Below are 13,704 nucleotides of genomic sequence, written 5' to 3' on the forward strand. Positions count from 1 at the left end.
CAAAGGAGTCACCTTATGTCCAATGAGACTTGTGCCTGTCCGGGCTGCACCTGCAAGGTCGGCGCCCATGCCATCGTGCGTCACGGCAAGCACTACTGCTGCCAGGCCTGCGCCAGCCACCACGCCAACGGCGAACCCTGCGCCTCCACCGAAGGCTGCGATTGCGCCAAGGGCGCGCATCACTGACGTGCTGCAACAGTGGCGGGGCGAAAAAAACAGTGGAGCCTGTCGTGGCTCCACTTTCAATTGCGCAGGTGCAGGTAGTGGTTTCGCTGGCAAGGCGGCTGGCCGGCGGCTTTGGCAGCACACGCCGCACAAGGCATCGACCTCGCTTGGCTCAGGTCGACGGTCGCCAGGTGACGTTCTCGATACCGAATTTTTCCGCCAGGGGCTTGCTGGTCTTTTTCACCCGTTCCAGGCCAAAGCGGCCGATGCGGCCGACACCGGCGTCGCAGCTTGCCCAGTGCCACGCCTCGGCGTTGTCCATCTTCTCCGAGCGGATGATGAAGGACTTGGGGGTGCCGTGCAGGGTGTATTCGATGACGAAAAGTTTTGCGTTGTTCATAGAGCTATCAATCCTCCCTGTGATGGTTTAGTGACCCGCGCGGGCAGGGAAAAATTCACTCGGATTGTCGAGCAAGGGTATCAGCGGTCGGGCGAGCATCCGAACGGCTTATTGCCTGTCGCTGCGGCGCCCGTTCGGATGTTTTCTCGCGGTTTTCCAGGCGGATCGACGGGGTTACCATGGGCCCCCTTGCTTGACGACGATGCCCGGCCATGGCCCTTGCCGCACCTCCCGACCTCAGCGACACCGACGTACCGGTGCAACCCCTGGCGCGCACCTATCCGCGTGGCCTGTTCATCGAGCCCCACGAACATGCCTGGGGGCAGCTGCTGTACGCCATGAGCGGGGTGATGTGGGTCGAGACGCCGAACGAGGCGCTGGTGGTGCCGCCGCAACGGGCGGTGTGGTTGCCGCCGGGCGTGCCCCACGGGATCCGCGTGGTCACCGACCTGCAGATGCGCAATATCTATCTGCGCCCGTGCCTGGCGGCGACCCTCGACAGCCAGGTGCAGGTGTTGCAGGTGGACAACCTGCTGCGCGAGCTGATCGTACGCCTGGTGGAGCATGACGGCGCGCCGCAGCCGGAGTACTACGACGCGCTGGTGGGCCTGGCCCTGCTGGAGCTCAAGCGCGCCCGGCGCTCGCGGTTGAAGATCGTCCTGCCGGACAGTTCCGACCGGCGCCTGATCAGCCTCTGCCAGGCGGTGATGGCCGCGCCTTCCCTGGACATTCCCTTCGAACGCCACGCCGAGGCGGCGGGCGCCAGCGTGCGCACCCTGGCGCGGCTGTTCAAGGACGGCCTGGGCATGGGCTTCGCCGAGTGGCGTCGCCAGGTGCAGCTGGCCACGGCTGCCGCCGAGCTGATCCAGGGCGTGCCGGTCGGCACCATCGCCCGTGAGCTGGGGTATTCCCCCGGTAGCTTCAGCGACATGTTCCGCCGCGAGCTGGGGCTGGCCCCGTCGCAATACGCGGCCGGGGAAGCCCGCGCCTGAGCCGCGCTTCCTGTGGGCGCAAAGTGTGTTGGCGATGCAGGCGCTGCGGTAGGCAGGCCTGCCGTCATCGCGAGCAAGCTTCGCTCCTACGGGTAGGCGGCCTCCACGAAATAGCGGCCTGCCCGCACCTCTTCTGTAGGAGCGAAGCTTGCTCGCGATAGCGTCCTGTCTGGCACACCACAGTATCGGCATCGCCAACCAACCAGGCCGCCACGGCGCCCACCCACAGATTGGCCGAAATCCTGAAGTGCTTGGCCGGTTGCCCGGTTCGGCGTTCCCTAGACTCCCGGCATGCCCAATCGTCGCCGCTCTGGCGCGGCGCACTGCCTGGAGTTCGTCATGCATTACCTCATCTCCCTGGCCATCGGCCTCGGCGTCGGATTGCTCTACGGCGCCTTGAATTTTCGCTCGCCGGCGCCGCCGGCCATCGCCCTGGTCGGGCTACTCGGCATGCTTGCCGGCGAACAGCTGTGGCCCATGGGTCGGCAGCTGGTGAGCAACTGGTTGTCCTGAGGTCTTTCGATTCTTTTATGTATTCCTGTTCATGGAGGTGCTTATGCACGCCCTGCAATTTTCCAAGACCGGCGATCTCTCGTCGCTGCACTACGTCGAGGTGCCGACCCCGGTGCCGGCCGCCGATCAGGTACTGGTGCGGATCAAGGCTGCCGGCCTCAACCCCAGCGACGTGAAAAACGTGCTCGGGCGTTTTCCCTACACCACCGTGCCGCGTATTCCCGGGCGGGACTTTGCCGGAGTGGTGGTGGAGGGGCCGCAGGAGTGGGTGGGACAGGAGGTCTGGGGCACCGGCAAGGAGCTGGGGTTCTACGCGGACGGCTCCCATGCCCAGTACGTGGCGCTGTCGGCCAAGGGCGTGGCGCACAAGCCGGCGCAGCTGAGCTTCGCCCAGGCCGCCAGCCTGGGCGTGCCTTACACCACCGCCTGGGATGCCCTGGAACGCAGTGGGGTAAGCGCCGGCACCACTTTGCTGGTGATTGGCGGTGGGGCGGTGGGCAGCGCCGCCCTGGCCCTGGCGAAGGTTCGCGGAGCCCGGGTGCTGGCCGCCGCGCGGCGCCCGGAGCAGGTCAAGGCCTTGCAGGCGCAGGGGTTCCAGACCGTGCAGCTGGACCAGCCGGAAGACCTCGGGGCGCAGGTCAACGAGGTGTTCGCCGGCGGCGCCGAGGTGATCTTCGACACCACCGGTTTCTGGCTGCCGGCCTCGGTCGCGGCCCTGGCGCCGTTCGGCCGCATCGCCATCATCGCCGCGCCGGTGGACGGTCATGTGCAACTGCCGGCCCTGGGCCTGTATCGCAAGGGCGGTTCGGTGGTCGGGATCAACTCGTTGCTGTACGGCGTGCAGGCCTGCGCGGCCATGCTCGAGCAGTTCGGCCGGTTCTTCGATGAGGGGCTGTTGCCGTTGCCGCAGGGGCTGTTCGAATCGCCGCTGGAGCAGGGCGTCGAGCGTTATCACGAGGTGAACAAGGGCAGCGGCGAGAAGGTGATTCTGTTGCCATAAGGGTGGCCAACCTGCCTGAATCGGCAGGCTGGCACGGCTTTGTGTAGCCGCTGCCGAAGGCTGCGATAGGTCCGCAGGACCTCAACAATCGCAAGATCGCCACATCAATCGGCTTTATGTAGCCGCTGCCGCAGGCTGCGATAGGTCCGCAGGACCTCGGCAATCGCAAGATCGCCACGCCCCTTCGGGTCGATCGCAGCCTGCGGCAGCGGCTACAGGTTGGTTTACGCCTCCGGCACGCCTTTCTCCCACGCCGACCAGTTCTTCAGGATGTCCTGCACCAGCGGGTTGCCGGTGCGATAGAGGTTTTCCAGGGCCGGGACGAAACCGCCCTGGTCGGCGTACTTGAGCAGGTTGTCGACCTCGCTGCCGCCTGGCTCGGGGCGGTCGAAGTCGGAGCCGGCGCGGACCACCGCCAGCCGCTGCACGTCCACCCGGCCTTCGCGGCTGGCGCGCAGCAGGGCCTCGTAGGTCGAGTTGTCTTCCTGCTGGGTGGTGCAGTACTCGCCCTTGTTGTCGGTCAGCAGGCGGGTCCAGACCTCGGCCCGCTCGCTCAGGCGCGTGCCGGAGAACCAGGTGTTGCCCGCCAGGGTGTCGCACTGGGTCACCACCGGCGGCTGGTTGGCCGGGGCCGCCGGGTACTTGAGGCGCCAGGCCGCCGATTCCTTGCTTTCGCTCAGGCTTACCCGACGCGACAGGGCGAAGGCCTTGGCCTGGAGTTTCGGGTTGAGTTCGAAGACTTCGGTCTTGTAGTCCAGCGGCGGTTTCTCGTTCGGGCCTTTGGTATTGATGCCCAGGTAGCCGGTCGGCCAGTCCTTGGGCGCGTCCCGCGAATCCAGTTCCCACTGGGTACCGAATTCCACCAGGTAATGGGCCCAGGCAGTGGTGCCGATGGTCCCGTGTTTAGGGCTGATGCCGGCGATCCCGGCGACCAGGAAATAGCTTTTGCGCAGGTCGAATTTCGGCGACAGCGCCAGTGCCAGGGTCGAGGCCGCGGCGTTGGTCTGGCCCATGCCGGTGACCAGCAGGCAGACGTCCTTGGTGTTACAACGAATCGCCGGGTACTCCGCCGACAGGCCGGGTACGCGCACTTCCTGCTTCAGCTCCAGGCGCTCGATCCAGTGCTGGGCCTCGGGGGCGAACATGGTGATCAGCATCACCTTGGGTTTGATCGGGGTCGCCGGGGCCTCGGCGGCCCAGGCCGTCGACGCGAGCAGGGCGCCGCAGGCCAGGCCCACGGAAAGGGAAAGACGGGTCATCGCGTGCATGAAAGCCTCCATTGCTTGAGTGATCAGAACTGGTAACCGATGCCGGCGTAATAACCCCAGCCATTGGACCGGGCGCGGAAATCGCCATCGCCGAAATTCAGCTCGCTGCCGTCCTGCCAGTTGCCGCCGTTGTGGAAGTAACGGCCGACCAGAGTGAACCGCAGGTGGGTGAAGGAGTACAGCAGCACATTGGTGGCTACCGTGGCATTGGCGGTGCGGGCCGGGTTGTCCTTGTGCAGGTCCGAGCCGAAATCGAAGTTGGTGAAGCCGATATAGGTCAGCGACGCGCCGTTGCCGAACTTGCTGATGGGCACGATGTACTTGAGCTGGGCGCGGTAGCCGTCCCAGGAGTATTCATTGCTGGCGCCGTAGTTCTCCCATTGGTAGCGCCCGTAGAAGTTGGCCGACAGGTTGACCCGCGAATGGGTGTCGATGTCGGTGCCCAGGCCGCTGTACAGGGTATTGGCGCGGTTGGCGCTGTTGCTGCCGTGGTCGTAGATCCAGTCGAACGCCACGTACCACTCCTTGAACGGGCCGATGGCCAGGCTGCGCCCGGCCAGGTAGTCGATGGAGATCCGCGGCTCGTGCTCCATGAACACCGGCGAGCCGTGGTCCCACACGCCTTTGTCGTGGCTGTTGCCGATGTTGAAGATCTTCGGGATGTCGATGTAGCCGTACAGCTCGAACGGCCCCTTGCGACCGAAGTACTCGTACTCCAGGTAGATATCGTCGGCCGGCTGCGGGCCGAAACTGATGTCCTTGCTGCCGATCAGGGTCAGGTCCTGGTTGTACCAGTCCGACAGGTAGGGGCCTGGTTTCGCCGGTGCGGCAGCGGGGCTCAGGCTCTCGCCCTGGGCCGAGTCGTCGAGGGTTTTTTCCTCGGCCTGGGCGGTAGCGCTGAGTAGTCCTGTAACGGCGCTTAGTAGCAAGGAAACAACCAAGGTGTGGCGGGACGCGGAGGGGGTGAAAGGTACGTGCATTGAAAATCCCTGTTCGTGCGGTTCTGAAGCCCGAGTGGCCCGGCCTGGCCGAACTGGCGGCGAAAGCTCTCGAAGGCTGACCTCGCAAACGTTTGCATATGCTGTACCAACTTGAAGTATCTGATTGAAATAAAGGTGAAACCTACCCATAAGCTGTCTTTTCGGTCAGGACGTTGCACCGCGCCTGGGCGTTGTGCGCAAAGAAAGGGCGAAGGCGCTGGCGCCTGGCACAGGGCCGATGCGCCCTCGTTCAATCATCGAGGTGATGGCAACCAACGACCTTCGCGGCCTCGGGTCGAGTATTCGCTGACTATCTGGCTGCGTTCGTTCGATGCTGGTTCTGCAGTGCAGGGAAAGGGTGCTTGACGTTCTGCTCGGGTCGCTCTGCTAGAATCGCCGCTCCACGACTTCCAGAGGTGCCCCATGAGCGAGCCGATTCGCCTGACCCAGTACAGCCACGGCGCGGGTTGCGGTTGCAAGATTTCTCCCCAGGTCCTGGAGGTGATTCTGGCCGGCAGCGGTGCGCAGAACCTCGACCCGAAACTCTGGGTCGGCAACGCCTCGCGCGACGACGCGGCGGTGTACGCCATCGACGAAGAGCGCGGCGTGGTCTCGACCACCGACTTTTTCATGCCGATCGTCGACGACCCGTTCGACTTCGGGCGCATCGCCGCGACCAATGCCATCAGTGATATCTACGCCATGGGCGGCGACCCGTTGATGGCCATCGCCATCCTTGGCTGGCCGGTGAACGTGCTGGCGCCGGAAATCGCCCGCGAGGTGATTCGCGGCGGCCGCGCGGTGTGCGACGCGGCTGGCATCCCCCTGGCCGGCGGCCATTCGATCGACGCCCCGGAACCGATCTTCGGCCTGGCCGTGACCGGCCTGGTGGAAAAGCGCCATATGAAGCGCAACGACACCGCCACCGCCGGTTGCCTGCTGTACCTGACCAAGCCCCTGGGCATCGGCGTGCTGACCACGGCCGAGAAGAAGGGCAAGCTGCGCAGCGCCGACGTCGGCCTGGCCCGCGACTGGATGTGCACCCTGAACAAGCCCGGCAGCCGCTTCGGCAAGCTTGACGGCGTGACCGCGATGACCGACGTCACCGGTTTCGGCCTGCTCGGGCACCTGGTGGAAATGGCCGATGGCAGCGGCCTGACCGCGCGCATTCACTACGATCGCGTGCCGCGCCTGCCCGGGGTCGAGTACTACCTGGACCAGGGCTGCATACCGGGCGGCACCCAGCGCAATTTCGACAGCTACGCCGACAAGCTCGGGCGTATCCAGGCCCTGCACAAGCTGGTGCTGTGCGACCCGCAGACCAGTGGCGGGCTGTTGATCGCTGTCACCCCGGAAGGCAATGCGGCCTTCCTCGCGCTGGCCGCCGAACTGGGCCTGGAACTGGCGCCGATCGGTGAGCTGGTGGAACGACAGAGCACCGCGGTCGAGGTGATCTGATGCCCATCGATATTACCGACTACCGCGAAATCTTCCTCAACGACCGGCCGATGATGGATACCCGTGCGCCGGTCGAATTCAGCAAGGGCGCCTTTCCCGGGGTGGTCAACCTGCCGCTGATGACCGACCACGAACGACAGCGGGTCGGCACCTGCTACAAGCAGCAGGGCCAGCAGGCGGCGATCGTCCTCGGGCACCAGTTGGTGTCCGGGGCGATCAAGGCCGAACGCATCCAGGCCTGGGCCGACTTCGCCCGGGCCCACCCCGACGGCTACCTGTATTGCTTCCGCGGCGGCCTGCGTTCGCAGATCGTCCAGCAGTGGCTCAAGGACGAGGCCGGCATCGACTACCCGCGGGTCGGCGGCGGCTACAAGGCCATGCGTACCTTCCTGCTCGACACCCTCGAAGGAGCGGTGGCCGAGTGTGATTTTGTCCTGCTCGGCGGCATGACCGGCATTGGCAAGACCGAGGTGCTCAACCAACTGGCCAACGGCCTGGACCTGGAAGGCCACGCCAACCATCGTGGCTCCAGTTTCGGCAAGCGCGCCAGCGGCCAGCCGTCGAACATCGACTTCGAGAACCGCCTGGCGGTGGACATCCTGAAAAAGCGCGAGCGCGGCATCGGCGGGTTCGTGCTGGAAGACGAGAACCGCATGATCGGCAGCTGCGCCTTGCCGTTGCCGCTGTACCAGGGCATGCAGCGTTTCCCGATGGTCTGGCTGGAGGATGGCCTGGAGGGGCGGGTCGAGCGGATCCTGCGCGACTACGTGATCGACCTGTGCGCGGAGTTCGTCGCGGTGCATGGCGAGGACGGTTTCGCGCGGTTTTCCGAGCGCCTGCTGGAAAGCCTGAACAACATCCGCAAACGCCTGGGGGGCGAGCGTCACCAGCGCCTGTACCAGCTGCTGGAGGCCGCCCTGGCCGAGCAGGCCCGCAGCGGCAGCGTGGACCTGCACCGGGCCTGGATCGAAGGCTTGCTCAAGGAATATTACGACCCGATGTATGCCTTCCAGCGCGAAAGCAAGGGCGCGCGCATCGAGTTCGTCGGCGAGCAGGCGGCGGTGCTGGAGTATTTGCGCGAGCGCGCTCGTCAGCGCGGTTGAGTCGGTAGAAGGGCGGGGCCTTTGGCCCCATCGCGGGCAAGCTCGCTCCTACGGGGGGCGCTAACCATGTAGGAGCGAGCTTGCTCGCGATGACGTCCAGGCGGACGCCATCGAACCTTGGGTTACAACAGCGCCGCGCCAATCAACCCGCACACCACGCCAATCAGCATGGTCAGGCCGGCGACGGTCATCAGCACCCGCGCGTCGAAATCCTTGCGCAGCATCAAAAGCGACGGCAGGCTGATGCTCGGCAGGGTCATCAGCAAGGCCACCGCCGGGCCGGTGCCCATGCCCAGGGTCATCATGGTCTGCACGATGGGGATTTCCGCGGCGGTGGGAATCACGAACAACGTGCCGACAATCGCCAGCGGCACCAGCCACAGCAGGCTGTCGCCAATCGCGCCCTCGACATGGGGGAACAGCCAGACCCGCGCCGCGCCCAGCACCAGCACCGCCAGCACATAGATCGGAATGGTGCTCCAGAACAGTTGCCACAGGCTGCGTGCCCAGCGGCTAAAGAACGCACCTTCATTGCCCGTGCTGGCCTCGACCACGGCCTCCACCGCCGCTTCCGGCAGTTGCTCGGGACGGGCGATGCGCTGGGCCACCAGCGACACTCCCAGCACCAGCACGATGCCCGCCACCAGCCGCAGCGCGGTGAAACCCCATCCCAGGACAAAGCCCATGAACACCAGGGTCGCCGGGTTGAGTACCGGGTTGGCGATCCAGAAGGCCAGCGCCGCGCCCACCGAGACATTCTGCCGGCGCATGCTCGCCGCCACGGGCGCGGCGCAGCAGGAACACATCATGCCCGGCAGGGCGAACAGGCCGCCGCGCAAGGTCGAGCCGAAACCGGCGCGGCCGAACAGGCGCAGCAGCCAGTCCCGCGGGATCAGCACTTGCAGCAGCGAACCGAGGATCACCGCCAGCACCGCGGCCTTCCAGATCGCCAGGAAATACACCTGGGCGTAGGCCAGGGCGGCGTTCAGAGGCGAGGAGGGCTGATCGTTGATGATCGAGGCGCCGATGCTGTGGCTGTCGGCGGCGATAAAGGCCTTGGCGTAGTAGGGCGACCACTTGACGAAGTAGAGGCCGACGCACGCCACCAGGACGAACAGGGCGGGTTTCCACCAGAACGACCAGCCCCGGACGGGGCTGGCAGGGGCAAGGCTGGACATGAACAGTGATTCCGGGCAATGACGTTAGGTCGCGAATCTTAGCCTACTCGCGCACCTTGCGCGCCTGTGTAGCCGCTGCCGAAGGCTGCGATCGACCGCGCAGCGGTGGTAAAACCTCGCAACACGGAGTGCCGGGCCAAATCCCGGAATCCGCACCGGCGACTACAAAAGGGTCATGGCCACTCAGAGGGTACGAATCGAGGTGCGAATCGCCCGGGCGCACTCGATCACCGAAGGCGCCAGCTTGCGTTCGGCTTCTTCCAGGGTCCAGCGGCTGCTGGGGATCACCACGTGCACGGCGGCCACCGGCAGGCCCTGGCTGCCGATAATCGGCGCGGCGATGCTCATGTCGCCGAGAAACAGCTCTTCCTGGTTCAGGGCGTAACCGCGCTGGCGGGTGGCGACGATTTCCCCATGGATCGCGTCGATCCCGGTCAGGGTATGCCGGGTATGGGCCTGGCGGTCGCTGGCCTGGAGCATCGCCAGGGCTTCCTGGTCGGGCAGGGCGCTGAGGTAGGCGCGGCCGGAGCCGGTGCAGTACATCGGAATGCGGCTGCCGATGGGCATGTGGATCGGAATGAACTTGGGCGCCACGAAGCGCGCGACATAGACCATGTCCAGGCCATCGGGCTCGGTGAGGTTGGTGGTTTCGCCGGTGACCTGGGCCAGTTCGGCAAGGAACGGGTTGGCCACGTCCACCAGGGTGTCGGCGGCGAGGTAGTTGTAGCCGATCTCCATCACCCGCGGGGTCAGCTGGAAGCGTTTGGTCTGCGGGTGCTTACGCACGTAACCGAGCTGCTCCAGGGTGTGGATCATGCGTTGCGCCGAGCTTTTGTTGATCTCGGCGGCCTCGGCGATTTCCGCCAGGTTCATGGTCCGTTGGGCAGCGTTGAAGGCGCGCAGGACCGCCAGGCCTTTTTCCAGCGACTGATTGAACAGGCTATTGGGGGTGTCGCTCATGGCGGTTCCTTTGGATTTTTTGTGTTTTAAATATCGATATTCGATATTTATAAATCTATTTACGATTTTTGTAAATTGTTTATAGTCGAGCCCATGCCTCCTGCCCCCACTTTCAGAGGCCAACCATCACGGACTTCCAACAATAAAATCGTCCAATGGGAGATTCGCCATGCAAAAGCGTTTTCGTGTCCTTGCATTGTGCTGCGCACTCACCGCCGGCCTCGTCGGTTCTGTCAGTGCCGGCGCCGCGCCGGTGTACAAGGTCGGCGCCACCGCCACCGGCATTCCCTTCACCTTTCTCGACGTCAAGAGCCAGAGTATCGAAGGCATGATGATCGACGCCGCCCGTGCGGTGGGCCAGGCCGGCGGCTTCGAGGTGGACATCCAGCAGACCACCTTCGCCGCGCTGATTCCCTCGCTGACCTCGAACAAGATCGACATCATTTCTGCCGCCATGCTGCGCACCCCGGCGCGGGAGAAGGTGGTGCAGTACTCCAACCCGGTGTTCAGCTATGGCGAGGGGCTGATCGTGCGCGCCGACGACAACACCGCCTACACCCGCATGGAGGACTTCAAGGACCAGGTGGTCGGCGCCCAGGTCGGTACGGTGTTCATCGATGAGTTGAACAAGCGCGGGATTTTCAAGGAAGTGCGCGGCTACGACTCGATCCCCGACCTGCTGCGCGACCTGGCGCTGGGGCGGATCAAGGCCGGTTTCGCCGACCGGCCGATCGTCGCCTACCAACTGGCCCAGGGCACCCAGAACAAGGTGCAGCTGGTGAAAAGCTACCAACCGGTGGTGATGGGCGATGTCTGCCTGATCGTGCGCAAGGGCGATGCGCAGACCCTGGACGAGGTCAACCGCGGCATCGCGGCGATCAAGGCCGACGGCTCCCTGGAGCGGATCATCGAGAAGTGGAAGCTCAACTGACCACCCCGCGGCCCGGCCGTCCGGCGGGGTCGCTTCACTCCTGATTGCGCAGGTCCTCCTATGTTTCTCCAGAACGCTCTGGACTTCCTCCCCATTCTGCTGAAAGGGGCGGTGGTCACCTTGCAGGTCACGGCCGGCTCCTTTGTGCTCAGCTCGCTGATCGGCCTGGTATTCGCCTTGATGATGGTGTCCAAGGTGCGCTCGATCTCCCTGTTCGCGATTGGCGTGGTCAACGTCATTCGCGGCCTGCCGATCATCGTGCAGCTGTTCTACATCTACTTCGTGCTGCCGGATTTCGGCATCCAGCTCACGGCCATGCAGGCCGGGGTGATTGGCCTGGGCATCGCCTACTCGGCGTACCAGGCGGAGAACTTCCGCGCCGGCATCCAGGCCATTCACCAGGGGCAGATCGAGGCGGCCGAATCCATCGGCATGCGCGGCGGCATGATCATGCGCCGGGTGGTCCTGCCCCAGGCCTTTCGCATCGCCTTGCCGCCCTATGGCAACACCCTGGTGATGATGCTCAAGGACTCCTCGCTGGTGTCCACCATCACCGTGGCCGAGATGACCCGCGCCGGTCAGCTCATCGCGTCCTCGACCTTCGAGAACATGACCGTCTACACCCTGGTGGCCTTGCTCTACCTGGCCCTGAGCTTGCCGTTGTCCTTTGCCCTGCGTCGCCTGGAGGCGCGCTTCAGCACCCGGAGAAAGTCATGATCGAGATCAAGGGCGTACACAAGAGCTTCGGCAACGTGGCGGTACTCGAAGGCATCGACCTGAGCGTGCAGAGCGGGGAAGTGGTGTGCCTGATCGGACCCTCGGGGTCCGGCAAGTCGACCCTGCTGCGCTGCATCAACGGCCTGGAAAGCTACGAGCAGGGCGACATCCTGGTCAGCGGCGAGCGGGTCGACCGCCATGGCAAGACCATTCATCAGCTGCGCACCCAGGTGGCCATGGTGTTCCAGCGCTTCAACCTGTTCCCCCATCGCACCGCGTTGCAGAACGTCACCGAAGGGCCGATCTACGTGAAGAAGCAGAACCCGCAGCAGGCTCGGGAGCGGGCCGAGGCGCTGTTGGAAAAGGTCGGCCTGGCCCATCGCATGCATGCCTATCCGGACGAACTGTCCGGCGGCCAGCAGCAGCGGGTGGCGATTGCCCGGGCCCTGGCCATGGACCCGCAGGCGATCCTGTTCGACGAGCCGACCTCGGCGCTGGACCCGGAGCTGGTGGGCGAGGTGCTGGCGGTGATGCGCAAGCTCGCCGACGAAGGCATGACCATGATCGTGGTCACCCACGAAATGGGCTTTGCCCAGGACGTGGCGGACAAGGTGTGTTTCCTCCACAGCGGCAAGATCGTCGAGGCCGGGCCGGCGAAGCAGGTGCTGAGCGCGCCGCGCCATCCGCGCACCCAGGACTTCCTCAAGCGCCTGCTCAACCAGGGCGCGGAGGTGCAGGCATGAAGGCCGCCGAAACCTTGCGCCTGCCGCCTTCCTTGTGGGCCGCCACGGCGACGGCGGCGGTCGAGACCCCGGCGCTGGCCGAAGACCTGCGGGTCGACGTGGCCATAGTCGGCGCCGGCTACACCGGGCTGGTGACCGCGCTGCGCCTGGCCGAGGCCGGGGTCAGCGTCTGTGTGCTGGACGCCGGGGAGCCGGGTTGGGGTGCCTCCGGACGCAACGGCGGGCAGGTGATTCCCGGGCTCAAGTACGACCCGGATCAGTTGCTGGCCAAGTTCGGCGCGGCCCGCGCCGAAGCCATGCTGGAGGCGGCCGGCTCGGCCGCCGACGAAGTGTTCGCCCTGATCGAGCAGCATCGCATCGCTTGTGATGCGACGCGCAAGGGCTGGATTCAACCGGCGTTTTCCGCCAGTTCCCTGCAGGCCATCGAACAGCGCGCCGAACAGTGGCGCCGGCGCGGGGTGGCGGTGGAGTTGCTCGATCGCGCCGCCGTCGGTCGGCGCATCGGCAGCCAGAACTACCTCGGCGGCTGGGTCGATCCGCGCGCCGGCAGCCTGCACCCGCTGAACTATGCGCGCGGCCTGGCCAGGGTGGCGCAGCAGCAGGGCGTGCGGATTCACGGGCAGACTCGGGTCGAGGCTTTGCAGCGCGAAGGCGGGCAGTGGCAGCTGCGCACCGCCCAGGGCCATCGGGTCCAGGCCCAGCGCGTGGTGCTGGCGACCAATGGCTACACCGACGACCTGTGGCCACGGCTGCGGCAGACGGTGATTGCTGCCAACAGTTTCATCATCGCCACCCGCCCGCTGTCGGCCGAGCTGCGTCAGGGCATCCTGCCGAACGGCGAGGTCTGTTCCGACGCCCGGCGCCTGTTGCTGTATTTCAAACAGGATGCCCAGGGGCGCTTGTTGCTGGGGGGGCGCGGACCGTTTTCCGAACCGAGCCACAGCGGCGACTGGCGTCATCTGGAACGTTCGTTGCTGGGCTTGTTTCCGCAGTTGGCGGGCACGCCCATCGAGTATCGCTGGAGCGGGCGGGTGGCGTTGAACCAGAGTTTCCTGCCGCAACTGCATGAGCCGCAGCCGGGGTTGTCGATCCTGCTCGGCTACAACGGTCGCGGCATCGCCTTGTCCACGGCCCTGGGCAAGCACCTGGCGGCGCGGCTGTCGGGGGCGAGCAGTGAATTTCCGTTTCCGGTGACGCCGATCCGGCCGATTCCGCTGCATGGCTTGCAGCGCCTGTACCTGGGGGCGGGGATCGCCTGGTACCGCCTGCTGGACGCCCTGCGCTGAGGGCGGCGTA

General features: G+C 65.4%; 15 protein-coding genes. 10 read left to right on the plus strand and 5 right to left on the minus strand.

What is annotated here, in order from left to right:
* The first annotated feature begins 15 nt into the window (after positions 1–15).
* The gene (locus C4K27_RS11375; protein WP_007930741.1) at positions 16–186 is read left to right on the plus strand and encodes a metallothionein; all 171 of its coding nucleotides are present in this window, start codon (positions 16–18) and stop codon (positions 184–186) included.
* 151 nt (positions 187–337) lie between these two features.
* Here C4K27_RS11375 and C4K27_RS11380 read toward each other — a convergent pair whose 3' ends face one another.
* On the minus strand, positions 338–565 hold the full coding sequence (locus tag C4K27_RS11380) for a DUF6555 family protein (protein ID WP_007930743.1): 228 nt from the start codon (positions 563–565) through the stop codon (positions 338–340).
* Between the two features lie 212 nt (positions 566–777).
* On the opposite strand from C4K27_RS11380, the gene C4K27_RS11385 reads away from it, so the two are divergent.
* From C4K27_RS11385 to C4K27_RS11395, 3 genes are all read left to right on the plus strand, one after another.
* A complete protein-coding gene (locus C4K27_RS11385) occupies positions 778–1,557 on the plus strand; it encodes an AraC family transcriptional regulator (RefSeq protein WP_053260497.1) in 780 nt (259 codons plus the stop codon).
* A 339-nt stretch (positions 1,558–1,896) separates the two neighbouring features.
* The gene (locus tag C4K27_RS11390) at positions 1,897–2,070 is read left to right on the plus strand and encodes a DUF1427 family protein (RefSeq protein WP_007930748.1); all 174 of its coding nucleotides are present in this window, start codon (positions 1,897–1,899) and stop codon (positions 2,068–2,070) included.
* A 43-nt stretch (positions 2,071–2,113) separates the two neighbouring features.
* Positions 2,114–3,070 (plus strand): quinone oxidoreductase family protein, encoded by a 957-nt coding sequence (locus tag C4K27_RS11395; protein WP_053260498.1) that lies wholly within the window; start codon positions 2,114–2,116, stop codon positions 3,068–3,070.
* A 224-nt stretch (positions 3,071–3,294) separates the two neighbouring features.
* Here the strand turns inward: C4K27_RS11395 and C4K27_RS11400 are convergent, their stop codons facing one another.
* Positions 3,295–4,338, minus strand: coding sequence for a purine-nucleoside phosphorylase (locus C4K27_RS11400; RefSeq protein WP_053260499.1), 1,044 nt, complete (start codon positions 4,336–4,338; stop codon positions 3,295–3,297).
* A gap of 23 nt (positions 4,339–4,361) precedes the next feature.
* Positions 4,362–5,318 carry a nucleoside-specific channel-forming protein Tsx gene (locus tag C4K27_RS11405; protein ID WP_053260500.1) on the minus strand — a complete coding sequence of 319 codons (957 nt, stop codon included), beginning with the start codon at positions 5,316–5,318 and terminating at the stop codon, positions 4,362–4,364.
* Between the two features lie 423 nt (positions 5,319–5,741).
* On the opposite strand from C4K27_RS11405, the gene selD reads away from it, so the two are divergent.
* Together selD and mnmH are read left to right on the plus strand one after the other, a co-directional pair.
* The gene (selD, locus tag C4K27_RS11410) at positions 5,742–6,776 is read left to right on the plus strand and encodes a selenide, water dikinase SelD (protein ID WP_053260501.1); all 1,035 of its coding nucleotides are present in this window, start codon (positions 5,742–5,744) and stop codon (positions 6,774–6,776) included.
* The gene (gene mnmH, locus C4K27_RS11415) at positions 6,776–7,879 is read left to right on the plus strand and encodes a tRNA 2-selenouridine(34) synthase MnmH (protein ID WP_007932608.1); all 1,104 of its coding nucleotides are present in this window, start codon (positions 6,776–6,778) and stop codon (positions 7,877–7,879) included. The genes selD and mnmH overlap by 1 nt, the downstream gene beginning before the upstream one ends.
* Before the next feature lie 122 nt (positions 7,880–8,001).
* Here mnmH and C4K27_RS11420 read toward each other — a convergent pair whose 3' ends face one another.
* Both C4K27_RS11420 and C4K27_RS11425 read right to left on the minus strand, forming a co-directional pair.
* Positions 8,002–9,057, minus strand: coding sequence for a permease (locus tag C4K27_RS11420; protein WP_007932609.1), 1,056 nt, complete (start codon positions 9,055–9,057; stop codon positions 8,002–8,004).
* A gap of 183 nt (positions 9,058–9,240) precedes the next feature.
* Entirely contained in the window at positions 9,241–10,017 is a 777-nt protein-coding gene (locus C4K27_RS11425) for an IclR family transcriptional regulator (protein ID WP_009043140.1), read from the minus strand.
* Positions 10,018–10,186: 169 nt separating this feature from the next.
* Here C4K27_RS11425 and C4K27_RS11430 point away from each other — a divergent pair, with 169 nt between their 5' ends.
* Genes C4K27_RS11430 through C4K27_RS11445 form a run of 4 tightly spaced genes read left to right on the plus strand, consistent with a single transcriptional unit; the run spans position 10,187 to position 13,694 of the window.
* A complete protein-coding gene (locus tag C4K27_RS11430) occupies positions 10,187–10,948 on the plus strand; it encodes an ABC transporter substrate-binding protein (protein WP_053260502.1) in 762 nt (253 codons plus the stop codon).
* A gap of 60 nt (positions 10,949–11,008) precedes the next feature.
* Positions 11,009–11,665 (plus strand): amino acid ABC transporter permease, encoded by a 657-nt coding sequence (locus C4K27_RS11435; protein ID WP_009043142.1) that lies wholly within the window; start codon positions 11,009–11,011, stop codon positions 11,663–11,665.
* The gene (locus C4K27_RS11440; RefSeq protein ID WP_009048220.1) at positions 11,662–12,408 is read left to right on the plus strand and encodes an amino acid ABC transporter ATP-binding protein; all 747 of its coding nucleotides are present in this window, start codon (positions 11,662–11,664) and stop codon (positions 12,406–12,408) included. Before C4K27_RS11435 ends, C4K27_RS11440 begins: the two co-directional genes overlap by 4 nt.
* Positions 12,405–13,694: an NAD(P)/FAD-dependent oxidoreductase gene (locus C4K27_RS11445; protein WP_053260503.1), complete on the plus strand. Its 1,290-nt coding sequence runs from the start codon at positions 12,405–12,407 to the stop codon at positions 13,692–13,694. The genes C4K27_RS11440 and C4K27_RS11445 overlap by 4 nt, the downstream gene beginning before the upstream one ends.
* Positions 13,695–13,704 lie beyond the last annotated feature (10 nt).

It is taken from the genome of Pseudomonas chlororaphis subsp. chlororaphis (assembly GCF_003945765.1).
GTDB lineage: Bacteria > Pseudomonadota > Gammaproteobacteria > Pseudomonadales > Pseudomonadaceae > Aquipseudomonas > Aquipseudomonas chlororaphis.